General features: G+C 62.7%; 19 protein-coding genes and 1 pseudogene. 8 read left to right on the forward strand and 12 right to left on the reverse strand.

Annotated elements, in window-relative coordinates; translation table 11 throughout:
* Positions 1 to 28: 28 nt before the first annotated feature.
* The 9 genes from ACQKRQ_RS25760 to ACQKRQ_RS25800 all read right to left on the reverse strand — a co-directional run bounded on the left by ACQKRQ_RS25760 (position 29) and on the right by ACQKRQ_RS25800 (position 9,190).
* Complete coding sequence (locus ACQKRQ_RS25760) at positions 29 to 622, reverse strand: UbiX family flavin prenyltransferase (protein ID WP_132380888.1); 594 nt, start codon at positions 620 to 622, stop codon at positions 29 to 31.
* Positions 609 to 2,276 (reverse strand): UbiD family decarboxylase, encoded by a 1,668-nt coding sequence (locus tag ACQKRQ_RS25765; RefSeq protein ID WP_408181251.1) that lies wholly within the window; start codon positions 2,274 to 2,276, stop codon positions 609 to 611. The genes ACQKRQ_RS25760 and ACQKRQ_RS25765 overlap by 14 nt, the downstream gene beginning before the upstream one ends.
* A gap of 127 nt (positions 2,277 to 2,403) precedes the next feature.
* Complete coding sequence (locus ACQKRQ_RS25770) at positions 2,404 to 3,132, reverse strand: enoyl-CoA hydratase/isomerase family protein (RefSeq protein ID WP_132380884.1); 729 nt, start codon at positions 3,130 to 3,132, stop codon at positions 2,404 to 2,406.
* Positions 3,133 to 3,197: 65 nt separating this feature from the next.
* Positions 3,198 to 5,564, reverse strand: coding sequence for a xanthine dehydrogenase family protein molybdopterin-binding subunit (locus tag ACQKRQ_RS25775; protein ID WP_408290996.1), 2,367 nt, complete (start codon positions 5,562 to 5,564; stop codon positions 3,198 to 3,200).
* Between the two features lie 4 nt (positions 5,565 to 5,568).
* The gene (locus ACQKRQ_RS25780; protein ID WP_132380880.1) at positions 5,569 to 6,081 is read right to left on the reverse strand and encodes a (2Fe-2S)-binding protein; all 513 of its coding nucleotides are present in this window, start codon (positions 6,079 to 6,081) and stop codon (positions 5,569 to 5,571) included.
* A 19-nt stretch (positions 6,082 to 6,100) separates the two neighbouring features.
* Positions 6,101 to 6,982 (reverse strand): FAD binding domain-containing protein, encoded by an 882-nt coding sequence (locus ACQKRQ_RS25785; RefSeq protein ID WP_132380878.1) that lies wholly within the window; start codon positions 6,980 to 6,982, stop codon positions 6,101 to 6,103.
* A 27-nt stretch (positions 6,983 to 7,009) separates the two neighbouring features.
* Positions 7,010 to 7,717: an SRPBCC family protein gene (locus ACQKRQ_RS25790; protein WP_427480263.1), complete on the reverse strand. Its 708-nt coding sequence runs from the start codon at positions 7,715 to 7,717 to the stop codon at positions 7,010 to 7,012.
* A gap of 112 nt (positions 7,718 to 7,829) precedes the next feature.
* On the reverse strand, positions 7,830 to 8,624 hold the full coding sequence (locus ACQKRQ_RS25795; protein ID WP_427480264.1) for an alpha/beta fold hydrolase: 795 nt from the start codon (positions 8,622 to 8,624) through the stop codon (positions 7,830 to 7,832).
* 164 nt (positions 8,625 to 8,788) lie between these two features.
* A complete protein-coding gene (locus tag ACQKRQ_RS25800; RefSeq protein ID WP_132380874.1) occupies positions 8,789 to 9,190 on the reverse strand; it encodes a carboxymuconolactone decarboxylase family protein in 402 nt (133 codons plus the stop codon).
* Positions 9,191 to 9,330: 140 nt separating this feature from the next.
* Between ACQKRQ_RS25800 and ACQKRQ_RS25805 the strand changes: the two genes are divergently transcribed.
* The 5 genes from ACQKRQ_RS25805 to ACQKRQ_RS25825 all read left to right on the forward strand — a co-directional run bounded on the left by ACQKRQ_RS25805 (position 9,331) and on the right by ACQKRQ_RS25825 (position 15,827).
* The gene (locus ACQKRQ_RS25805) at positions 9,331 to 10,017 is read left to right on the forward strand and encodes a GntR family transcriptional regulator (protein WP_132380872.1); all 687 of its coding nucleotides are present in this window, start codon (positions 9,331 to 9,333) and stop codon (positions 10,015 to 10,017) included.
* 414 nt (positions 10,018 to 10,431) lie between these two features.
* Positions 10,432 to 11,730 (forward strand): MFS transporter, encoded by a 1,299-nt coding sequence (locus ACQKRQ_RS25810; RefSeq protein WP_427480267.1) that lies wholly within the window; start codon positions 10,432 to 10,434, stop codon positions 11,728 to 11,730.
* Between the two features lie 150 nt (positions 11,731 to 11,880).
* A complete protein-coding gene (locus ACQKRQ_RS25815; RefSeq protein ID WP_427480269.1) occupies positions 11,881 to 13,290 on the forward strand; it encodes a uracil-xanthine permease family protein in 1,410 nt (469 codons plus the stop codon).
* Positions 13,291 to 13,528: 238 nt separating this feature from the next.
* On the forward strand, positions 13,529 to 14,572 hold the full coding sequence (locus ACQKRQ_RS25820) for a porin (RefSeq protein WP_132380866.1): 1,044 nt from the start codon (positions 13,529 to 13,531) through the stop codon (positions 14,570 to 14,572).
* 229 nt (positions 14,573 to 14,801) lie between these two features.
* Positions 14,802 to 15,827 (forward strand): porin, encoded by a 1,026-nt coding sequence (locus ACQKRQ_RS25825; RefSeq protein ID WP_427480271.1) that lies wholly within the window; start codon positions 14,802 to 14,804, stop codon positions 15,825 to 15,827.
* Positions 15,828 to 16,122: 295 nt separating this feature from the next.
* On the opposite strand, the gene ACQKRQ_RS25830 is transcribed toward ACQKRQ_RS25825, so the two are convergent.
* Both ACQKRQ_RS25830 and ACQKRQ_RS25835 read right to left on the reverse strand, forming a co-directional pair.
* The gene (locus ACQKRQ_RS25830; protein ID WP_427480273.1) at positions 16,123 to 16,872 is read right to left on the reverse strand and encodes a hypothetical protein; all 750 of its coding nucleotides are present in this window, start codon (positions 16,870 to 16,872) and stop codon (positions 16,123 to 16,125) included.
* 450 nt (positions 16,873 to 17,322) lie between these two features.
* Positions 17,323 to 18,189: a LysR family transcriptional regulator gene (locus tag ACQKRQ_RS25835; protein WP_427480275.1), complete on the reverse strand. Its 867-nt coding sequence runs from the start codon at positions 18,187 to 18,189 to the stop codon at positions 17,323 to 17,325.
* Positions 18,190 to 18,289: 100 nt separating this feature from the next.
* On the opposite strand from ACQKRQ_RS25835, the gene ACQKRQ_RS25840 reads away from it, so the two are divergent.
* The 3 genes from ACQKRQ_RS25840 to ACQKRQ_RS25850 all read left to right on the forward strand — a co-directional run bounded on the left by ACQKRQ_RS25840 (position 18,290) and on the right by ACQKRQ_RS25850 (position 21,038).
* Positions 18,290 to 19,303 (forward strand): HPP family protein, encoded by a 1,014-nt coding sequence (locus tag ACQKRQ_RS25840; protein WP_427480277.1) that lies wholly within the window; start codon positions 18,290 to 18,292, stop codon positions 19,301 to 19,303.
* A 59-nt stretch (positions 19,304 to 19,362) separates the two neighbouring features.
* Positions 19,363 to 19,899: a carboxymuconolactone decarboxylase family protein gene (locus ACQKRQ_RS25845; protein WP_427480278.1), complete on the forward strand. Its 537-nt coding sequence runs from the start codon at positions 19,363 to 19,365 to the stop codon at positions 19,897 to 19,899.
* A 137-nt stretch (positions 19,900 to 20,036) separates the two neighbouring features.
* The gene (locus ACQKRQ_RS25850) at positions 20,037 to 21,038 is read left to right on the forward strand and encodes a LysR family transcriptional regulator (RefSeq protein WP_427480308.1); all 1,002 of its coding nucleotides are present in this window, start codon (positions 20,037 to 20,039) and stop codon (positions 21,036 to 21,038) included.
* 334 nt (positions 21,039 to 21,372) lie between these two features.
* Here the strand turns inward: ACQKRQ_RS25850 and ACQKRQ_RS25855 are convergent.
* Positions 21,373 to 21,569 (reverse strand): annotated as a pseudogene (locus ACQKRQ_RS25855) (polyamine ABC transporter substrate-binding protein); the annotation flags it as partial.

The raw sequence follows: 21,569 nt of genomic DNA on the forward strand, positions 1-21,569 counted from the left end.
AGCGGGCGGCACACGCGTTACTGCCGCATTACTGCTCGGGTTGCTGTTCCTTCCAGCGCTTGACCACACCGGTCTCGATGTCGAACAGATCGAGCATGCGGCCGACTGTGTGATTGACGATGTCGTCGATCGATTGCGGCTTCGAGTAGAACGCTGGCACGATCGGCGCGATCACCGCGCCCATGTCCGAAAGCTGCACGAGCGTGCGCAGATGTCCGCCGTGCAGCGGCGTCTCGCGCACGCCGAGCACGAGACGCCGGCGCTCCTTCAGCACGACGTCGGCCGCGCGGCTGATCAGCGAACTCGTGATGCCGGTGGCGATCTCGCTCATCGAGCGCACCGAGCACGGCACGATCAGCATGCCCTTCGTCTTGAACGAGCCGGAGGAAATCGCCGCGCCGATGTCGCCGGCCGCATACCAGTGCGACGCGCGCGCGCGCAGATCGGCGGCGCGCATGTCGGTTTCGTAGGTCATCGTCAGCTCGGCGGCCTTGCTGATCACGAGATGCGTCTCGACGCCCGCCTCGGCGAGCAGTTCGAGCGCGCGGATCCCGTAGATCACGCCGGACGCGCCGGTGATGCCGACGATGATCCGTTCAGGAGTGCCGTTATTTGTCGCCACGATCGCCCTCGACGCCGCGCACCGGCGAATTCGGCTCGACGCCGCTCTTGCGGCGCGCCTGGTAGGACGCGTCGCGCTGCATCCACTCGCCGCGCGTCGCCTGCTCGGCGTTGCGGTCCCATTCCTCGGTCCAGTCGCCGAGCGAGTAGCCGTACCACGGCGACTCCGGCTTCAGTGCCGGCAGGCCGAGGCGTTCCCACAGCACCTTGGCGTTCTCCATGTATTCCTTCTTCGGCAGCGCGAGCGGCGGCATGGGTGTCTTCATTGTCGCGTCGATCAGCATGGCCGAATCGAGGCCGCTCGCATGGTCCGAGCGCGGACCGTGGCCTGCCTCGCGGTACGGAATCAGCTTCACGTCCTCGACCGGATTGCAGCGATAGCCCATCGCCCAGAACACGGCGTCCGCGTTGTTCGGATCGATGTCGTCGTCGATCGCGATCACGAACTTGCCGATCGCGGCCTGCAGCGACATCGTGCCGTACAGCGCGCGCCAGACCTCGGTGCGCTTCGCGCCGCGCTCGAACTGGAGGAACACGAAGCGGCGCAGGTTCGTGAGCGGCTCGTGCAGCGACACTTTCTTGATGCCGCGGATGCCGAGATGGTCGCGCAAATGACGCAGGAACATCGGCTCGTAGGCGAGCCGCTTGATCACGCTCGATTCGGACGGCGTGACCTGCGAGATGATCGAGGTCAGCACCGCGTCCTTGCGGCGCGTGATCGCCGTGACTTCGATGGCGAGGTTGTAGTCCTCGAGCGCGACATAACCGTGGCTCTCGCCGAACGGACCTTCCGGTTCGAGATACGTCGGATCGACATACCCTTCGACGACGACTTCCGCCTCGGCCGGCACCAGCAGATCGACGGTGCGGCCCTTGACGACGCGAATCGGCGCACCGGCGAGACCGCCGGCGACGCTCAGCTCATCGACGTTCGGGCGCAGCTTCTGCGGACCTTGGAAGGCGACGACGGGCGGCGCGCCGAGCACGATGGCGACCGGCATCTTCTCGCCCGTGGCCGCACACTTGCGCCAGTGGTCGAGGCCGCCCGCGCGCAGGTTCACGAGCATCATCATGCCGAGGCGCGTGGCCGACTTCAGGTGGCCGCGATAAGTGCCCATGTTCTGCACGCCGGTTTCCGGATCGCGTGAGATCACGCCGGTCATCGTCATGTACGGCGCGGCGTCGAAGCCCGGCGTGGAGATCGGCAGCGGCAGCGATTCGAGGCCGTTGCCGGGACCTTCGAGGTCTTTGCCCTCGATCACGATGTCATGCACGGGACCGCTTTCAACGAGGACGGGCGGGATCGGATTGTCGATCGCGCGGTTCCACGCGTCGCCGATGTCGTCGAGCGACGGCACGTTCATGCCGATCCGGTAGATCTCCGGATTCGCGGCGATGCCGCCGACGATGACCGGAATGTCGTACTTGCGGCCCTTGCTGTCGACGATATTGGTAAAGAGGAATGCCTTGCGATCGGCTTCCGGAATGCCGCCGCGGAACTGCCAGCGCACGAGCGGATGCATTTCGGTGTCTTTGTTGACCGGCTCGTCGATCCGGTACAGCAGGCCTGCCGCTTCGAGGCGCGCGATGTGTTCGTGCAGGTCCGCGTAACCCGGGTTCGTGGAAGACGTGGAAGTAGTGTCTTGATCAGCCATGACTAGAAGTCCCATGAAGCGCAGCGTTGCGCTGCGCCTCTATTGCTTGAAGTGTTGCCCGAGGCGGGCAGGGTACTGCGTGTTCGATCCGTGCCGCACGTGCCGCTTGCGGCACCGCGGCGGCGTATCAGCGGCGCATCGACGTCATTGCGTTCGCGAGCGACGCGCCCGCGACTTCGCTTGCGAGCGAGAAATCGGGAATCGTGATCTCGCGGGAGTACGTCTTCAGCGCCGCGATGGCGATCCGGTCGCGCGTGCAGATCGAGGCGACCATCGCGTCCGCGCGCTCGCTCAGACTCGCGGCCGGCACGACTTCGGCGACGATGCCCCACTCGCGCGCATTCGCGGCGTCGATGGTCTCAGTCAGATAGACCATGTGCGCGGACGCCTTCGGCGGCACCTTGTAGCGCAGCACGGACATCACGAGCGTCGGCGGCAGGTTTTTCTGCAGTTCGGGCAGGTTGAAGCGCGCGTTGTCCGAGGCAACCGCCAGGTCGCACGCGGTGACGAGCGCGCAGCCAAAACCTTCCGCATCGCCTTGCACTTCGGCGAGGAGCGGCACTTCGCTTTCGTGCATCGCGCGGTAGACGTCGAGAATCGGATCGGCCACATTGCGGCGGTACTGCGCGGACGTCGGCGGCGTGGCCGGCGGCGCGCTGACGGCGCGGCCGCGGCAGAACGCGGGACCCGACGCGCGGAGACGGATGATTTTCACGTTACTGTCGCGGCCGGCCTTGCGGATCTCGGCGGCGAGCGCGCGCATCGCGTCGAGCGTCAGCATGTTGCCGAGGTCCGGCTGGGCAAGGGTGATCCGGTATTCGGAATCGTGGAGCGCTGCGGTGAATTCGGTCGTCATGGAGAAGAGGTGTCGTTAATGAAAACTGGGAATGAGCGCTCGCGATGCGCAAGCGCCCGCGCCGGTCAGCGCGCGTAGGCGCCGGCCTCCTTGAGTTTCTGGAATACGCGCTGCGGTACCAGCGGCGCTTCGGTGAACTCGACGCCGTATTCCGAAAGCGCGTCCTCGATCGCCGCGACGATCGCCGCGGCCGCCGGAATCGTGCCGCCTTCGCCCGCGCCCTTGACGCCGAGCGGATTCAGCGGCGACGGCGTTTCGAGGTGCACGATGTCGATGTTCGGCACATCGGTCGCCATCGGCAGCAGGTACTCGCCGAAGTTCGTCGTGGTCGGCTGCGCGTTCTCGTCGTACTGCATCCATTCGAGCGTCGCGTTGCCGATGCCGTGCGCGACCGAGCCGATCACCTGGCCGTCGACGAGCAGCGGGTTGATGAGCTTGCCCGAGTCGTGCGCCATCACGTAGTTGAGGATCGTGATATGGCCGGTCTCGCGATCGACTTCGAGTTCGACGACGGCGGTGCCGTTGCAGTAGGTCGACTGCGCGGGCGAGAAGTACTTCGTTTCTTCGAGGCCGGCAGTGAGGCCCGCCGGCATCGTGAAGCCCGGCATGCCCTGCGAGATCTTCGCGAGCTGGCCGTAGCTCATGCGCTGCTCGATGCCCGAGCGGCGCGCGACGTGTCCTTGCGCGAGGATGAGGTCGTCGGTTTCGCACTTCCACAGGTGGGCGGCGAGCGTGAACATCTTGTCGCGCACGGCCTGGGCGGCGATGTAGACCGAGTTGCCGGCATTGACCGTCGCGCGGCTCGCGAACGTGCCGACGCCCATCGAGATGCCGCCCGTATCGCCGGTGACGACATCGACGAGTTCGAGCGGTACGTTCAGCTGTTCGGCGCAGATCTGCGCGAAGGTCGTCTTGTGGCCTTGGCCTTGCGGCGACGCGCCGGTAATCACGGTGATGCGGCCGGTTCCCTGAATGCGCACCGTCGCGCCCTCGAACGGGCCCATCCCGGTGCCTTCGACGAAGCTCGCCATGCCGATGCCGACGAAGCGGCCCTGGCGGCGCGCTTCGGCCTTGCGCACGGCGAAGCCCGCATAGTTCGCGCGCTCCAGCGCCGCTTTCTGGCAAGCCGGATAGTCGCCGCTGTCGTAGCGCAGCGGGCTACCGTCGCGATAGATGAAACCCGCGTCATACGGCATCTGTTCCGGCTGGATCAGATTGCGCCAGCGCAGCTCCGCGCGATCCATGCCGAGCGCGCGCGCGGCCTTGTCGAGAATCCGCTCCATCGCGAACACCGCCTGAGGGCGGCCTGCGCCGCGCACCGGCGAAGTGGCGCACTTGTTTGTGTAGACGACGTCGAGCTTTGCGCCCATCGCGGGGATCACGTAGGGGCCGGGCGTCGTCGTGATCGAGATATACGGGGTGATGATGCCCCACGGCAGGAACGCGCCGTTGTCGTGCACCATCTCGAGTTTCACGCCGCGGATCTTGCCGTCGTTTCCGAGCGCCATCTGCACCGTCCACCACTGGTCGCGCTCCTGCGTGACCGCGAGGAAGTGCTCGCGCCGGTCTTCGATCCATTTGACGGGACGCTTGAGCGCGACCGCCGCGATCGCGACGAGCGCCTCTTCCGGATAGAAAGGCAGCTTCGGACCGAAGCCGCCGCCGACGTCGTTCATCAGCACGCGCAGCTTTTCGGCATCCCATTCGAGCAGCTCGACGAGATTCTTTTTCTCGTGATGCGGCGCCTGACCCGACGACCAGACCGTCAGCTCGCCGTTGGTGGCGTGATATTCGGCGATATAGCCGCGCGTTTCCATCGGATGCGCGGAGCCGCGGTTTTGCCAGTATGTTTCCTCGACGACGTGCGGCGCATCCTTGAAGGCCGCGTCGATGTCACCGAAACCCATTTCGATATGCGCGACGACGTTGTCTTTCGCGTCGGTGTGGCAGAGCGGCGAGTCCGGGCGCAGTCCGTCGCGGCACTCGGCAACGGCGGGCAGCGGGTCGTACTCGATCTCGATCAGACCGCAGGCGTCTTCCGCGATATAGCGATTGTCCGCGACGACGAACGCCACGGCTTCTCCCGCGAACGTTACTTCCGTCGAGGTGAGCAGTTCCTGGGTGCGCTCGAAGCGGATCGCCGGGTTCGGCAGCATCGACGGCGCGCGGCCGCGTGCGCGGCCGGTCAGGTCCGCGTGCGTATAAACAGCGTGCACGCCCTTCAGTTCGCGGGCGGCCGTGCAATCGATCGAGACGATTTTCGCGTGCGCGTGCGGGCTGCGCAGCACCGCGGCTTGCAGCATGTTCGGCAGGTGTACGTCGTCCACATAGGAGCCCTGGCCTTGCAGCAGCTTCTTGTCTTCGGTGCGCATGACGCGCCGGCCGATGTAGCGCTGGTCGGTGGGGGCACCCTTCAGGTCGGAATGGTCCATTGCGTTACTCCGTAGCTTGGGCTGCCGGCGCGGCGGCACGCTGGTCGCGGATGCGCTGAGCGGCGAGCAGGGCAGCCGCGACGATCGGCTGGTAACCCGTACAGCGGCACAGATTGCCCGTGATCGCTTCGCGGATCTCGGCTTCGGTCGGCGAATCCGTTTCGTTCAGCAGTTCGGTCAGCGTCATCAGCATGCCGGGCGTACAGAACCCGCATTGCAGCGCGTGCGTTTCGGTAAAGGCCTGTTGCAGCGCGTTGAGCGTGCCGTCCGCCTGGGCGAGCCCTTCGACTGTCGTCAGCGAATGTCCATTCACTTGGGCGGCGAGCGTCAGGCAGGCGCGCGCGGTGCGGCCGTCGATCAGCACGGTGCAGGCGCCGCAGACGCCGTGTTCGCAACCGTAGTGCGTGCCGGTAAGATTGAGGTCGTGACGCAGGAAGTCACCGAGCATGCGACGCGGTTCGACCTCGTGCTCATAAGCGGTGCCGTTGACGACGACTCTGACGGTACGAGTCTCCATGTGCATCTCCTTTGTCACGCTACGATTGTGTTGCGACGCGCGAGAACGCTGTCTTCAGCGCTCTTTCGGTCAGGACGCCGGCGAGATGCTGGCGGTAGTCGGTGCTGACATGCGCGTCGGTCATCACGTCGAGCGCGCGCGCCGCGTCGCTCGCGATGCGCAGCGCGTCTTCGTCCATCGGGCGGCCGCGCAAGGCGGTCTCGACCTCGTGCATTCGCACCGGGCCGGGAGCCACACCGCAGATCGTCAGCGACACGCGGTCGAGGCGCTGTTGCGCATCGACGGTGCAGAGCGCCGCGACGCCGACGATGGCGTAATCGCCATGACGCCGCGCGAACTCTTCGAATGCGTAGCCATGGCCTTCGGGCCAGATGTCGAGCGAGATGCCGGCGAGCAGGTCGCCTTCCTCGAGCGCGGGCGTCATATACATCAGCGCCCAGTCGGACATTGGCAGCTCCCGGGTCGCGACTGCGCCGTCTTCGTAGCGCACGATCGTCAGGACACCGTCGAGTGCGGCGGTGAAGCATGGCTGCTCGGACGACGGATCCAGCTGGCACAGGCTGCCGCCGAGCGTGCCGCGATTGCGGATCTGCTTGTGGCTGACGAGTTGGTACGCCTCGCGGATCAGCGGCGCGCGCTTCATGACGAGCGGCGACAGTTCGATGTCGCGCTGCCGCGCCATCGCGCCGATGTGAAGACGGCCGTTGCGCTCCTCGATGCGGGTGAGTGCCTCGACGCCGTTCAGGTCGATCAGGTGACTCGTCATCAGATACCGGAAGTTCATCATCGGCATCAGCGACTGGCCGCCGGCAAGCACGCGCGCATCCTCGAGTGTGCCGAGCAGCTGCGCGGCCTCGTCGACGGTGGTCGGCGCGTGATACTGGAATTCACTGGGTTTCATGCGTGCTCCGATAGTGCGGTGGCTTCCTCAGTGGGGCTGCTTGCGCCCGAAGAGCCGCGCGAAGTAATTCCGGATCGACTGCCACATCGCTTTGCGCATGAGTGCGCCCGCATCGAGAGGCACGACCGGCGCCGGTGCGGGGGGCGGGCGGCGCGTTTCGGTGGCCGGCCTGGGTGCAGCCGGTTCAGCGGACACGTTCGAAGCCTCCGGTTCACCCGCGGTGTTCAGCGCGGCGGCCGGAGTGGCCGGAGCCTGCGCCGCGGCTTGCGCTGCGTCTGCCTCGATAAGCGCGGTCAGGTTCTTGGCGAACTGGTTCAGCAGTTGCTGCGAGAGCGCCTCGATCATCCCGGCACCGCGTCCGTACTGCGCGACCGTGCCCGACAGGTTCACGTCCGAGACGACGTCGACTTTCGTCTTGCCGTCGCCGGCGTCGGTGACGGCCGCGTTGATCTGCGCATCGGCGCCGCCGCGGCCCTTGGTGTCGGTGCCGCTTGCGGACACCACGACCGTGCGGTTGGCGTCGTTCTGTTCAGCAATCTTGAATTTGCCCGCGAACTTCAGCGTAAGCGGGCCGAGCTTGACGGTGAAGCCGCCCTTGTAGCTGCCGTCGGGCTGCTGTTCCTTGAGTTCCGCGCCCGGAAAACACGGTGCGGACCGCTCGATGTCGATCATGGTCTTCCAGACGTCGGACGGCGGTGCATCGACGATGAAAGATGAACGGATTGTGATTGCCATACTGCCTCCTCGGGCGGTTGGCCCGTGCGGGCGCCGCTCCACTTATCTGGTAACTACCGAGTCGCGCGGCGCGTGAAACTGTCCCAGCGCGCGGGCACGCTCGCGTTTTATTTCAATGAGCGAGGGTCGACAGGAAATCGTCGAATACCGTTGCAAAAGCTTCGTGCATGTCGAACGCTCCAAAGTGCGCCGCGCTCGGAACGACTACGAAGCGGCTCGTCGGCAGCGCGTCGGCGATCTTCTGCGATACCGCTGGCGGAATGCTCGCATCGGCGTCGCCCGCGACGATGAGCGCCGGTGCCGACACGCGTGGCAGTTCGCCCAGGTTGTCGAGCAGCGAGATCGCCTGCCAGTTCGCGCTCCAGCTGTACCAGTCGTCGGCGGCGAGGCGCGCACGGCACTTCTGGACGAGGTCGGGGCGCGGCGTATCGGCGGCGAACCAGCGCGTGATCGTGTCGTCGATCACTTCGGACATCGAGCCTTGCCGGCTCATGTCGCCGCGCATGAGAATGCGCGGGCGCACTTCGTCGGGAAATCCGCCGGCCGTTCCGCACAGAATCAGCGCACCGGCCAGCTCGGGAAACTGGATCGCGACACGCTGCGCAATCATGCCGCCCATCGACACGCCTATCAGGGTTGCGCCGGCAAGCCGTTCCTGGCGCAGCACCGCGGCGACATCGGTCGCATGATCGGCGAGGGTGATGGGGGCGGTGACGAGGCTGGAGTCGCCGTGGCCGCGAATATCGATCGCGACGACGTCATACGATGCGGCCCAGTGATCGACATACTCGTCCCACCAGGTCCGGTCGACGCCGATCGGGTGAAGCAGAACCAGCGGCCTGCCCGTCCCGCGACGGGAATAGGCGATGCGACCGGCTGGGATTTCGCAGAAAGTTGAATGAGACATGATGGTTTCGGGTAATGCGCGGGTTCCGGCAGGTGCTTCGCGCAATCGGCTAGCGGGTCGGCAGCCGAAAGCACGAAACCCTTGCTGCCCTCTGGACTGCCAGGCAGGTACGCTTGGGATGAGATGACGATTCGCGAGGCGCCTTGACGAACCGCAAGCCGTCTTCAGGCAGCAGCGGCTTTCGCCTTCAGGTCGAGCACAACCGCCTTCGCGCGACGCAGCCCTTCGGCCGCGACTGGAATGCCTGCGTAGACGCCGGCTTGCAGCACCACTTCGGCGATTTCTTCTTCCGTCACGCCGTTATTCACCGCTCCACGCGTATGCACTTCGAACTCGTGCCAGCGGCCGAGCGAGGCCAGCATCGCAAGGTTCAGCATGCTGCGTGTCGCGCGCGGGAGGCCCGTGCGGTTCCACACGTTGCCCCAGCACACGTCTTCCGTGTACTCGAGGAACACTGTGTCGAACAGGTGGGGATTGGTATTGCTCTGCGTGTGGCTCGAGCCCAGCACTTCTTTGCGGATCTTTGCGCCGATGGCACGGCGTTCGGATAGCGTGATGTCTTCCATGATTATCCTTCGGGGTTTAACCAGCTGTTGTAGGATTGTATAATGGTAGGCAGTATCAGAGCTTCGCTGCGGAATGTCAATATGATTGTATTACGAAGATCAGCGCGGCTCTTTTTTGATTCATATGACAAGGGGATGGAATGAATACCAACAGGCTGGTAGTGCGACCGGTCGCGACGCTGCGCCAGCAGGTGATCGACGGGTTGCGCTCATGTATTAGCGACCTGACCTTCAAGCCGGGCGACCGGCTGATCGAGCGCGAACTGTGCGAAATGCTCGGCGTGAGCCGCACGCTCGTCCGTGAGGCGCTGAGTCAACTGGTGGCCGAGGGGCTGGTGCAGATCATTCCGCACAAAGGCCCGATCGTCTCGGTAATGACGGCAGACGAGGCGCGAGGGCTCTATGAAGTGCGCGCCGTACTCGAAGCACTGGCGGGCCGGCAGTTCACCGAGCGGGCGACGGTCGACCAGCGTGCCGAGCTGAAACAGGCGTTGGAAAAGCTCGCCTCGATGCGGGACATGCAAGGCCAGGAAGGCACCATGAGCTTCCTGAAACAGAAGGCGCAGTTCTATGACGTGATGCTCGAAGGCGCCAACAACCCGGTTCTCACGGAGATGCTACGGCTCGTCCATACGCGAGTGATGATGCTGCGCGCCACGACGCTTTCGCAGGCAGGGCGCCTTCCGCAAAGCTATGACGAAATCGCGACGATTGTCGATGCAGTCATGCGCAATGACGCCGACGCAGCCGCGGCGGCGTGCAAGCGCCATGTCGAGCAAGCCGAAAGCCTGGCGGTCGAAGTGCTCGCGGCAGCAGCAACCAGCTAAGTCAACGAAACGCCGCATCTGCCGACCTCTTTCGTACCCGGTACGTTAGAGGCCGAATCCTCGCCTCGACACGCAACGGTCCGGCTTGCGGACCGGTCCGATGAGCGGTACGCAACATGAGGCGCTCTTTTTACCTCCTTACTCGCGGCGTCAGCCCTTCCCAGCGCGCTTTCCCGCCTAGGCCCAGACGGGTTTGCGGGCTGCGGACATCGCTCATTCCTTTCGATACTTCCCTGCACGACGCCGCGCCGTAGGCGTCTCGCGTGGGCAACAGATCGGCAGACAGTAATACAATAATCTGTATTGCAATCACACTGCATTACGATATACTCCGCCAAATGACGAAATCGGGCGCTACGACCCGCATCGAGCAACGTGCTCGCTTATTCGGCGGCAGATCAGGAGACGGGAAGAATGGGCATATCGCAGGGCGCCAAGGCGGCGCCGGTGGCTTCGGCCGAGTCTCAGGGATTCAGGTTGTCGCGCTACCAGTGGCTGGCGCTGATCTCGGCGTTCCTCGGCTGGATGTTCGACTCGATGGATCTGAATCTCTTCACGCTGGTGCTCGTGCCGAGCGTGAGCCAGCTGTTGCACAGCACCGACGCGACCGAAATCAGCAAGATCGGCAGTTACATCATTGCGGGCAAGCTGCTCACGTGGGGCATCGGCGGCGTGCTGTTCGGGGTGGCCGCGGACCGGTTCGGCCGCTCGCGTGTGATGGGCTGGACCATCCTCATCTACGCGGCCTTCACGCTGCTGAGTGCATTTTCGAAGACCTGGCCTCAGCTTGCCGTCGCACAGGCGCTGGCCGGTTTCGGCATCGGCGGTGAATGGGCGGCAGGGGCCGCGCTCGTCGCCGAATCGTGGCCCGGTCGCCAACGCGCCCGCGCCATGCAGATCATGCAGATGGCGTTCGCGTTTGGCTTTCTCGCGGCAGCGCTCGACAACCTGCTGCTTGGCCGCTTCGGCTGGCGCGTCGTACTCGGGGTGGGCGCCGCGCCCGCGCTCGTCACGATTCTCGTGCGCCGCTTCGTGCCTGAGCCTCAACGCTGGGTGCAAGTGCGCGACAGCGTCATAGCCGAATCGGCGATGCAAACTTTCACCGCCATCTTCGCGCCGGGACTACGCCGCAAGACGATCATCGGCGTGATCGTCTCGTCGGCTGCCATGCTGGGCTGCTGGGGCGGTCTCACGTTTCTGCCGAGCTGGATTCACCAGTTGTCGGCTGCAGCCGTTGATCATCGCGACATCGGCAGGACGGTCAGCTACGCGTTCATTCTCATGATGATCGGTGCGACGCTCGGCTACCTTACGCTGATCTGGATGCTCGACGCACTCGGCCGGCGCATGTCGTACTTCATCTTTTCGGCAGGCTCGCTCGTGGTGTCGCTCGTGCTGTTCATGACGGTGCATGACATTGGCCGGGTGCTGTGGCTGATGCCGGTGTACGGTTACTTCGTCATTGGCGCGTTCGGCACTTTTGCCGCTTATTTGCCCGAGCTCTTTCCGACCCGCGTGCGTGCGACAGGGCAGGGCTTCTGCTGGAACATGGCCCGCGCGCTGACAAGTATCGGTCCGATCGCCGGCAATGCGGTGGTCGCGAAGTTTGGTTCGTTCCCGGCTGCATCGGCGGCGGTGTCGCTGCTCTTTATCGTCGGCATGGTGTCGATCTGGTTCGGCCCCGAGACAAAGGGCGTTCCGCTCGACAACTGAGGATCACTGAAGACCACCGGGCAGGCGGAATCGTCCGCGCCGGCGATACAGTTGTTTCCTTCGTGCGATAGCGCTCGAAGGGAACGGATGCGACGCGGCCCCAGTCGAGTCGCCGGACAGGATTTCGTTTTTGGCCTAATGGAACACACCTTGAGCACAGACATGCCGAAATCCGGCGCTTCGATCCGGGAGGCCACCGCAGACAGTCCATCCACGCGCGTCTTCGACGTCGGAATCAACGAGCGGTTGCCACTCCCGCAACTGGCCGTGCTCGCGCTGCAGAACGTCTTCGGAATGACGGGCATGTTCGTGTTCCCGGGACTTCTCGGCCGCGCGTTTCATTTGTCCGATCCGCAGATCGCGTACCTGTACGGCATGACTTTCATGGCCTGCGGAATTATCACGATTCTGCAGTCGGTGCTGCTGCTGCGCCTGCCGATCGCGCAGGGTCCCTACGCAGGCAGCTTTGGTGCGCTCCTGACGGTCGGTCATTTGCAGTCCGGTGGCCTGGGTACGGCATTCGGGTCGTTCTTCGCCGCGTCATTGATCTGGTGCGTGCTCACGGTGCCGATCCGCGGACGCAGCATGGCGGGCATGTTCGCGCGGCATTTGCGCCTGCCTATCATCTCCGGAATGATCGTCATGCTGATCGTGGTGCAGATTGCCAGCGTCGCGCTGCCGACCTGGATCGGCAGCGCTAAAAGCCCCGGCTTTCCGGTCGTGAATCTGCTTTCTGGCGCGGTCGCAGTGGCCGGTATCGTTTTCGCGATGCTTTGGGGTGGCCGCCGGCTGCGGCGCGTCGCGATCCTGCTCGGCCTTGCGCTCGGCACGCTGGCTTACACGCTGTTCGAGCCGGTTTCGTTTGCGGCGGTGGCCGCTGCGCCGCTTCTCGTCGAGCCGCGCATCTTCCCGTTCGGTTTCGGCGTGCGCCCCGATCTCGTCGCAGTGTTCCTGCTCGTGCTGATTCCGGCGGGCATGGGATCGATGGCCCTCTACCAGACAGTTGCCGAATGGGGCGAAGAGACGCTCAGCCCAGGCCGCATGTCCGAAGGCCTGTTCGGCGTCGCGCTCGGCTCGGTAGTCGCGGCCGTGTGGGGTGGCTTCAGCACGATCGCGTATCCGGACAACATCGGCATTCTGCGCGCCACGCGCATCGGTTCGCGCTTCGTGACGCTCGCCGCAGGCATCCTCCTGATCGTACTCGGCGGCTGCGTGAAGTTCGACATGCTGCTCGTCGTCGTCCCGATTCCGGTGATCTCGGCCGCCGCGACGCTGCTGTTCGGCATTGTCTTCATGCATGGCGTACATATTCTCGCGCAGGTCGAATGGGACGATCGCCGGCTGATCGCGTCGGGGCTCGCGTTTCTCGTTGGCCTCGGCGGTCTGTTCATCTCACCGGAAGTAATTCATGCGATGCCGTTGATGCTTCAGCTCGTGCTTCAGCAGCCGGTGATCTCCGGCGGACTCACGCTCGTCGCATTGCACTCGCTGCTTTGCTCGAAGCAGCCGCCGCCGAGCACGTCGGCGGCCAGGCCTTCCCGCGCGCAGAACCAGACTTAGGCAACGCCGCAAAACATGTCCGGGCGGGCAGCGGCCTGTCCGGACTCTTCGACGCACGGTTATTTCTGGATGTAGTGCACAGACACCGGGAAAAACGCCGTAACACAGATTTAATACTTTGTACTACATATCAATAAAGAGAGCGAGCGCTCGGAGCGCCATTCGACACATATCAACGTGTTCGAAGGCGCGCCGCTTCGCAGCCATGAATCCAGGTTTGGAAAGGCGGGAGACATAGATGAAAATAAAGTTGGGGATGAAAGCGCTCATTGTCGGCGCAGCGCTGTTCGCCGAGGCGGCCCACGCGCAATCGAGCGTGCAGCTCTACGGGCTTCTCGATGCGTTCGTCGGCTACAAGAAGCCGATGAACGGTCAGTCGAGCGTGATCGCAGGTAACGGCGGCATGACGGCGCCGTACTTCGGCCTACGCGGGTCGGAGGACATCGGCGGCGGCACGAAGGTCATCTTCGACCTCGAAAGCTATTTCAATATCGAGAACGGCACGATGGGCCGCACCGGTTTCCCGCATGACGGCCTGTTCTCGCGTAACGCATACGTGGGAGTGACCGGCCCATACGGCACGGCGACTGCCGGTCTGATTCCGCCGCTGCTGTGGTTCTCGACCATTACGTTCAACCCCTTCGGGAACTCATTCGTGTTCTCGCCGAGCGTACTGCACAGCTACGTCGGCGTGAACGGCCAGGGCGTATTCGGCAATGCGGGCGAGTGGTGGAACGCCGTGTACTACGCGTCGCCCTCGTTCGGCGGCCTAATCGGCCGAGCCATGTACTCGTTCGGCAACGACCCAGGCCATCTCGGCCAGAACAAGTGGAGCGGCCAGATTTCCTACAACCGCGGCGCTTTCGCGACGTCGGTTGTTTATCAGCAGATCAAGTACAGCCTGAACGCCGGCGACCTCGACACCGTGCTGCCGGGACTGACGACGCAGTCGGTGGTGAACCTCGGCATGTCGTACGACCTTCACTACGTGAAGCTGTTTGGCCAGTACCAGCACGTGTGGGATTCGATTTCGAATGGCGACGTCGGCATCGATACCGGTCAGATCGGCTTCTCGATTCCAGTGGGCCTCGGCAGGATTCTCGGTTCGGACGCGTATTCGAAGAGTAGCGGCCATAGCTCGGTTTATCGCAACACCTGGGCGCTCTCGTATGACTACCCGCTGTCAACGCGCACCGACATTTATGCGGCGGTGCTGTCCGATCGCGCGACCAGGATGTCGAGCGGCACCACGATCGGTGGCGGTCTGCGCACACAGTTCTGATCGACTGCCGGCGCCGACGACGCGCGCGACATGCCGATCCGGCTCCGCCGGAGAAAAGCGGGCGCGCGAATTCAGACAGCAATGATGGGCCGTCGCATGCAGTTCGAACCCGACCTTCGTGCAACCACGGCCCCACGAATTTAACGATGTCAATGGAGGAACTATGTTTAAGAGTGGAAGGACCGGGAGCGGCGCGCGCAGGTTTGGTCGGCGGCCAGCAGTGGCCGCAATGACCTTGTTGGGGCTTTCAGGGAGTGCCGCTTACGCGCAAAGCAGCGTTACATTGTATGGCTCTCTGGACGGCGGCCTGCGCAATGTCGTGAACGGCACGAAGGCAGGCGGCGCGGCGCTGACGATGGCATCGAACGGCGTCTACAAATCGAATCGCTGGGGTTTTCTCGGGATCGAGGACCTGGGCGGTGGATATTACGCTCGCTTCAATCTGGAAGCGGGCTACATTCTGTCGACTGGTGCCAACAGCAGCACGACCAACCAGTTGTTCCAGCGTACGTCGACCGTCGGGCTAGGCGGCCCGTTCGGCGAGGTCAACATCGGCCATCAGTTCACGCTGCAGCACAGGTTGATCAAGGACTTCGAGCCGTTCGACCTGCACTATCTAGGCATTACCGAAGCGGCGGCGATTTCGGGCGGCACCAGCGGCCGCGACGACAACGCTATCCACTACCACGGCAACTTCGGTCCGTGGACGGCTCGCGCGGTCTATGCGCCGGGCGGCGTGGCGGGCAGTCTCGCTAGCGGCACCATGTTTGCGGGCGGCTTGAACTACCACACCAAACTGTTCAAGTTCGGTGCGGGCTATACGCATCGCTCGAACCCGTTTTCGGCGACGTCGAGCGCGTATTTCGCCAACAATCAATACACTGCGGGCGGTGCCGTGACGCTCGGTCCCGTCGACCTGATGGGTGGCTATTCGCTCGCAACCCAGGCGGTTCCCTCCACAGCGCACGGCGAGACGCGCAATCAATATTTGTGGGGCGGTTTTCGCTATCACGCGTCGTCGGTCTTCAACGTAACGGGTGCGTATTACGACGACAAGAACGCGACGAACGGCGTGGACGGCAGAAAGGACGTCGCCATTCTGGGCGTCAGCTATGCGCTGTCGAAAAATACCGAGCTTTACGCCGATATCGACTACACGCATTTCACGGGTGGCTACGTGACCAATGCAACGCTGAACCCGTCCTTGCATGAAAAACAGACGGGCGTCTCGTTCGGCATGAACCACTTTTTCTAAGCCGAACCGGACGTGAGGGACGCGTCGAATATCTTTGAGCCCATGCAACACGGGCTCGAAGGTTGCACTGATCTTTCCCGGTGGGGGCGCCGGACGTGCAAGCAGTATTCCCATTGCGAATGCTGCGAGTCCACGTCGTGCTGCCCCGTGGTTCTTCACTCCTCGATCCTTTTATGATTATTTTATTGCACGCAGAAGGCGCGGGAATCAAAGGACCGGAAACCTGCGCCCAAGGTCGGGCTCAGCGCCACTCATAGCAAGCGCCTGAGCGAGCGCGAGTCCATCCGGGACTCGACTAACGGAAGCCGTAGACCAGGACCTTTTTCCCTTCAAAACTTTCTTGCACACCTTGCTCGCAATCCGGTGGACACTTTACGTTGCCGTCCCCGCTCACGCCTGACACCGTGACGGCCCTGTAGACAACGGATTCGACGAGCGTCCCGTCAGCAGCGACGACGATGTTCAAATCAGTTTCGACGCCGGCCGGCACGGCTCCGCCGGCGGTATAGACGATTTTCATGGTGCCGGTGCAATCGGAGTTCACCGTGTAGGTGCCCATCTGGTTCGGATTGAAGGTCGTCTGCCCCCCTTTCGGCAACCCGCCAATCATGCCGAAGTCGGTGCGTTGAAAAGTGCCCCTGCCGTCGAACGTCACCAGTGCGACGTCGTCGAGGATCGACGGGGCGGCGTACGGATGCAACGTACCATCGGCAGCTTTCAATCCAAGTATCTCTCCGTGACCGAAAAACTCAAACGGTCCCTTTAGCGTCGCGTTCGAGCAAAGGCCGCCGTGGTCGCCGTGATCGCCGTGGTCGCCGCGGTCGCCGGGGCCGCCGGCCTGCGCGGCGGCACTGAGCGAGAGAAGTGCCGCGGCGGTTGCGGACAAAATGCTTAAATGCTTGCTTATCATGTTCATCTCCTTGTCATCGACCGCGGCCGCTTCGCTGGCGTGCGCGTGATGTCGAGGCGCGTGCACAGGCACAAAGCGTCGGGCGGAGGCTTTCCAGCGGCGGCGCACCGCGCCGCTCTCGTTGACCTGATTCATGGTGGTCAGAAGCGCGAGCCTGTGCCATCGACAGAACATGAAGAAATCGTTAACCGTGCATCGACGGTATGTGGCAAAAGTGACGCGGAACGAGCAGGGCGGCGCACATCGCCCTGGTGGCCTGCGTCAGCCTGCCCGGCCGGCGCGTGAGGCGCGGTGGAAACGATGAAAGGGCGCTTCGCCACGTACAACGTCAACTATGTGTTGGCCCTTGACCCGCTGCGCCGCCACGGGTAATTCCAGGTGGCCTCTACCCGCCCGTAAGTGCATGACGCCGCCCCCACCGTCACGGCTATCTGAACGTGGAGAAGCGCAGCCCCCTGTGAAGCGTACCCGACGCCGGTTGGACCCATCGCCGAGAGCTTGCCGGCGTTTCGCCACACGCGGATGACCGTTTGACCTGGCGGATTCAACCGGTGGATGCTTCTATGGACCGCTTCACGCCCTGAGTCAGTCCGTCAAGGCGGGATTTTCGGCTACGATTTTCACCAGGAAGTCCATGACTGCCCGTATTTGCGGCGAACGGCGCAAGTCTCGATGAACAGCCATCCATATATCTCGCGAAAACGGTTCGCCACCGTACGTGAGGCGCTGCAGCTTCGCATCGGTATCCGCCAGGAAATCAGGGAGACCCGCCACGCCCGCGCCTGCCCGCGCCGCTACCAGATGGCCATTGATATCGCTGATTTCGCAGGCAATAGGCCTTTTCCCTGCAACGCTTGTCAACCACTTCTGCTGTGGCACGCCCACGAAGCCAGCGTCATAGGCGATGAACTCCCAGGCGGACGGATCGTGCAGATGAGGATAGTCCTTGCTCGCGTACAGACCAAACGACACGCGCCCCAGCTTCCGCGCGACGCTCGTGAGTTCGTCAGGCCGAGTCAGTCTCAGGACAACATCTGCCTCCCTTCGGCTTAGGGAGACCTGACGTGCTTCGCACGAAACGGACAGTTGTACGCCTGGATTTGCACGACGAAACTCTGCTAGATGCTTAACCAGAAAATTCGCCACGAGGACGGGCGGTGCGCTGAGCGTGACCTTGCCGCTCAGCGGCGAACGGCTGGCGTCCAGGAGTCGTTCGACAGCGTACGCGCCTTCTTCCATTTCCTGCGCCAATTCGAACACGCGCTGGCCGATCGGCGTGAGCCTGCAAGTTCTGGGCTGGCGCTCGATCAAGCAGGTCTTGATTTCGCTCTCCAGTGCGCTCAAACGCCGACTCACCGTCGCGTGATCAACCTTGAGGCTTCGGGCGGCGCCCGACAGCGTCCCGACGCGAGCAATAGCCAAGAAATATCGAATGTTTTCCCAATCGAACATCGGTGCATTAACGCAAGGTAGGGTTGCAGATACGGGGAATATTCGCACAAATCCGAAATCCCTATCATCGGACTATGCAAGCCGGTAGGGTTTATTTCTGATGAGCATTTCCATGCGCCGCGACCGACGTGGCACGTTCACCGACGCATTGATCCTTGGGCCAGTGCTTTCGGTTGTCCTTCTCGCTGCTGTCGCGAAGGCGGCGCTTTTGACTGGCGCGTTCTACGTTCTTTTTCCCGAACTGGCCGCGTTGAGCTATGACGTATTCACGCGCCCCGCGGGAGAGTGGGCACGCTCGCCGGTCATGCTGGCGATCACGCCCTCTGTGACCGCGGCACTGGGCACCGCGCTCACGCAAGCGATGGTGTACAGCCTATGGTCGGTGGCGATGACCATTGCCGGCGCGATACTGATCATCGGTTTGATGCGTTCGCCCATCATGCCAGCCATTTCCGCAGCCTTTCTGCCCCTCGTGTTCGGTATCACGAGCTGGTGGTATCCAATCTCCATCGCTGCCGTCATGGCGATTCTGGCCCTCGTCTCCACGATCTATGGCCGTATATTGGCTTCGGGCGATGTTGGTCAGGCGCCCGCGCTCGATACCGTGGCCCAAGCCGATGAGATTGAGCGTGCGCCCTGGCTCAGGATGTGGCTACCCATTTTCATTTTCTTCGGGTTTGTTCTCGTGGCGTACGGATTAGCCCGCGTCACCGGTCTACGGCTGATCCTGTTTCCCCCACTTGTTATGACCGCATTCGAGATCTTCACCAACGCTAACATCCGTCCATGGGCGAAGCGGCCCCTCACTTTGCCCCTTGTCTGCACGATCACCGCCGCCGTGGGGCTCGCCGCGCTTTTGTGGTTCGGCGCCGGCCCGTTGTCCGTCGTCGTTTCGTTGCTGGTCGGAATTGTGACGTTACGTGCACTGCGACTCCACTTTCCACCTGCCCTGACGGTGGGTCTTTTGCCACAGATCATGCTGCACCCTGATTGGCGTTTCGTGCTCGCTGTCACACTGGGTAGTGCGGCGCTTGTCGGCGCATTTCTGCTCGTTCGTCCCCTATTGCCTGATCAAAGCGCACGCTCACAGCGGATGAATGATCAGGTTGACTAAGCTTCACGCGCCATCCGCCCGCTATTTGCCTATTTTTCACCGCCCCAAAGGAATACATCATGCCTCGCTTCCATACTATCTCAGTGTCTGAAGCCACCGGCCACACGGCCGAATTGTTTAAAGGTGTCAAAGCGGCTGTCGGCAAGGTCCCGAATTCATACATTGGAATCGGCGCTAATAGCCCGGTCGCGCTGGAGGCAGTACTGAGTCTTGAGGCATCGCTCAAAAAGAGCAACTTGAGCGCACGAGACATCGAAGTCGTTAAACTGGTTGTCAGCCAGACAACCGGCTGCGGCTATTGCCTCGCCGCACACACGCTGTTGAGCAAAAAAATGGGCCTTGACCGTGAGGCCATTCTGGCGTTGCGTCAGGCCCGGCCGTCGGGCGACGCGCACGATGATGCGTTGGCCAAGTTTGTGCTGCATCTAATCACAACGAGCGGCACAGTTCAGACCGATGTGATAACGGAGGTCAAGCAGGCCGGTGTCACCGATGCACAAATCGTCGATGTCGCGATGGCCATAGCCAGCATTGCATTCACCAATCTGTTTAACCGTATCAACGACACTACGCTCGACTTCCCTGCTGCGGACTAGTGCGAAAGCATCGGCTCCTTCCATCTGATAGCACTTGCGTGAGCCCATGCGAGCGCAAGCGCTGCTGAAAATTAGTCGATGTTCGCGCTGACGGCGATCAACGGGTAGCAACAACTGAGGACGCAACGTCTGTGGCGATAAAGCTTTCGTTTGAAGTTCTTGCGGTCTTGGACGCGATTGACCGCACTGGCACATTCGCTGAAGCAGCAAAGTCGTTGCATCGAGTTCCTTCGTCACTCACGTACCTCGTGCAGAAGCTGGAAGGCGATATGAACGTCGAGCTTTTCGATCGCAGCGGCAGACGGGCAAAACTCACGCAAGCCGGTCGCTTCCTTGTCGATGAAGGGCGGCAACTTTTACACGCTGCTCGACATCTGGAAATCAGAACAAAGGGAATACAGGACGGCTGGGAATCGGAGCTGCGGATATGCCTCGACGCAATCTTGCCTTTCGCATCTTTGTGGCCGTATGTCCGTGCCTTCTACGATCTCGAGATGGTTACCCAACTACGCCTTTCCACCGAGGTGCTTGGGGGAGTCTGGGATGCGCTGATTACCCGACGGGCCGATCTGGCCGTGGGTGCATTTGGTGAGCCGCCGCATGCCGCCAACATCGCAGCTCGACCAATCGGCACGCTCCGACACGTGTTCGTCGTTGCACCCGACCATCCACTCGCAGGCATCCTCGAGCCGTTGCGAAGCGAGACGATCGCAAGATACCGAGGTGTTGTCATAAGCGACACTTCGCGCAAACTGCAACCTCAATCGGTGGCCAAACACGATGGGCAGATGGTGATTGTCGTGCCGACACTGGGCGCGAAGGTTGAAGCGTTGTGCGAAGGTATCGCTGTCGGAATGCTGCCCGAGCGCGTAGCGGAAGGGCCGATCCATGAGGGGAGACTCGTCGCCCGACGCATTGTCGGCGTGCGTGAACTGACAAATTGCTACCTGGCCTGGCGCGAAGACAAGGTGGGGCGAGCATTGGAGTGGTGGATCGAGCGACTAAACACATCCGATTTGGCTGAGCGGTTCCTGGCGGGACGTGGTGACACGAAAGAACAGCAACGTGTGGTCAATAGGCACGACCCGGCCATGAGGAGACAGTCGTCCGGTGCTACCGAATGGCCGGTCACGGCGTGAGCGGACGTTCCTGTTTTGCGGACGCAACGGCGCCTCAGGATCGAACAGAGCCCTTGCCTGGAATTTTCCGAGGTTCTTTTCGCCTCCGGCGCGAGCATTGGGTGTCGTACTGATTGATCCCTTGCCCAATGTCGATGAGATTTGCGGGCCGCAATGGCGGCGTGGATCGTCGCGAGCGCAGCGTCTTTCGCGGCGCAGTGCGGCTATACATGCCAGGCTTTAAGAACCATGATGATCGTGGTGCCAACCCATTTGTCTTGCCGAACGGGTGACCTCGGTATCGAACGCAGGTTGAGCCTTCGAGGACGTGCTGGCTGCGCGCCTTCGGCGCATTTCGGTGGATAAGCGGGGGTGAGCGGGGCTGGAACAGGGTCTTGATGACGTCAGGCGGCGGATACACGGCCGGATCGTTCGCCACGTCCTTGTCCACGTACTCGCGCGCTTCGAGGTTGGCGCTCGGGTAGTAGACGGCGTTGGTGATCGCGGCGTGAACCTGCGGCGTTTCGATGTAGTTGATCCACTCGAGCGCGG

Source organism: Paraburkholderia sp. NPDC080076 (assembly GCF_050281145.1).
In the GTDB taxonomy this organism is placed as follows: Bacteria; Pseudomonadota; Gammaproteobacteria; order Burkholderiales; family Burkholderiaceae; genus Paraburkholderia.

Excerpts from the sequence above, each read along its gene's own strand:
- ACQKRQ_RS25780 (WP_132380880.1), bottom strand. The coding sequence starts at position 6,081 with ATGGAGACTCGTACCGTCAGAGTCGTCGTCAACGGCACCGCTTATGAG.
- ACQKRQ_RS25845 (WP_427480278.1), top strand. The coding sequence starts at position 19,363 with ATGCCTCGCTTCCATACTATCTCAGTGTCTGAAGCCACCGGCCACACG.
- ACQKRQ_RS25785 (WP_132380878.1), bottom strand. The coding sequence starts at position 6,982 with ATGAAACCCAGTGAATTCCAGTATCACGCGCCGACCACCGTCGACGAG.
- ACQKRQ_RS25790 (WP_427480263.1), bottom strand. The coding sequence starts at position 7,717 with ATGGCAATCACAATCCGTTCATCTTTCATCGTCGATGCACCGCCGTCC.
- ACQKRQ_RS25835 (WP_427480275.1), bottom strand. The coding sequence starts at position 18,189 with ATGTTCGATTGGGAAAACATTCGATATTTCTTGGCTATTGCTCGCGTC.
- ACQKRQ_RS25765 (WP_408181251.1), bottom strand. The coding sequence starts at position 2,276 with ATGGCTGATCAAGACACTACTTCCACGTCTTCCACGAACCCGGGTTAC.
- ACQKRQ_RS25820 (WP_132380866.1), top strand. The coding sequence starts at position 13,529 with ATGAAAATAAAGTTGGGGATGAAAGCGCTCATTGTCGGCGCAGCGCTG.
- ACQKRQ_RS25800 (WP_132380874.1), bottom strand. The coding sequence starts at position 9,190 with ATGGAAGACATCACGCTATCCGAACGCCGTGCCATCGGCGCAAAGATC.
- ACQKRQ_RS25825 (WP_427480271.1), top strand. The coding sequence starts at position 14,802 with ATGACCTTGTTGGGGCTTTCAGGGAGTGCCGCTTACGCGCAAAGCAGC.
- ACQKRQ_RS25775 (WP_408290996.1), bottom strand. The coding sequence starts at position 5,564 with ATGGACCATTCCGACCTGAAGGGTGCCCCCACCGACCAGCGCTACATC.
- ACQKRQ_RS25805 (WP_132380872.1), top strand. The coding sequence starts at position 9,331 with ATGAATACCAACAGGCTGGTAGTGCGACCGGTCGCGACGCTGCGCCAG.
- ACQKRQ_RS25830 (WP_427480273.1), bottom strand. The coding sequence starts at position 16,872 with ATGAATCAGGTCAACGAGAGCGGCGCGGTGCGCCGCCGCTGGAAAGCC.
- ACQKRQ_RS25770 (WP_132380884.1), bottom strand. The coding sequence starts at position 3,132 with ATGACGACCGAATTCACCGCAGCGCTCCACGATTCCGAATACCGGATC.
- ACQKRQ_RS25795 (WP_427480264.1), bottom strand. The coding sequence starts at position 8,624 with ATGTCTCATTCAACTTTCTGCGAAATCCCAGCCGGTCGCATCGCCTAT.
- ACQKRQ_RS25810 (WP_427480267.1), top strand. The coding sequence starts at position 10,432 with ATGGGCATATCGCAGGGCGCCAAGGCGGCGCCGGTGGCTTCGGCCGAG.
- ACQKRQ_RS25840 (WP_427480277.1), top strand. The coding sequence starts at position 18,290 with ATGAGCATTTCCATGCGCCGCGACCGACGTGGCACGTTCACCGACGCA.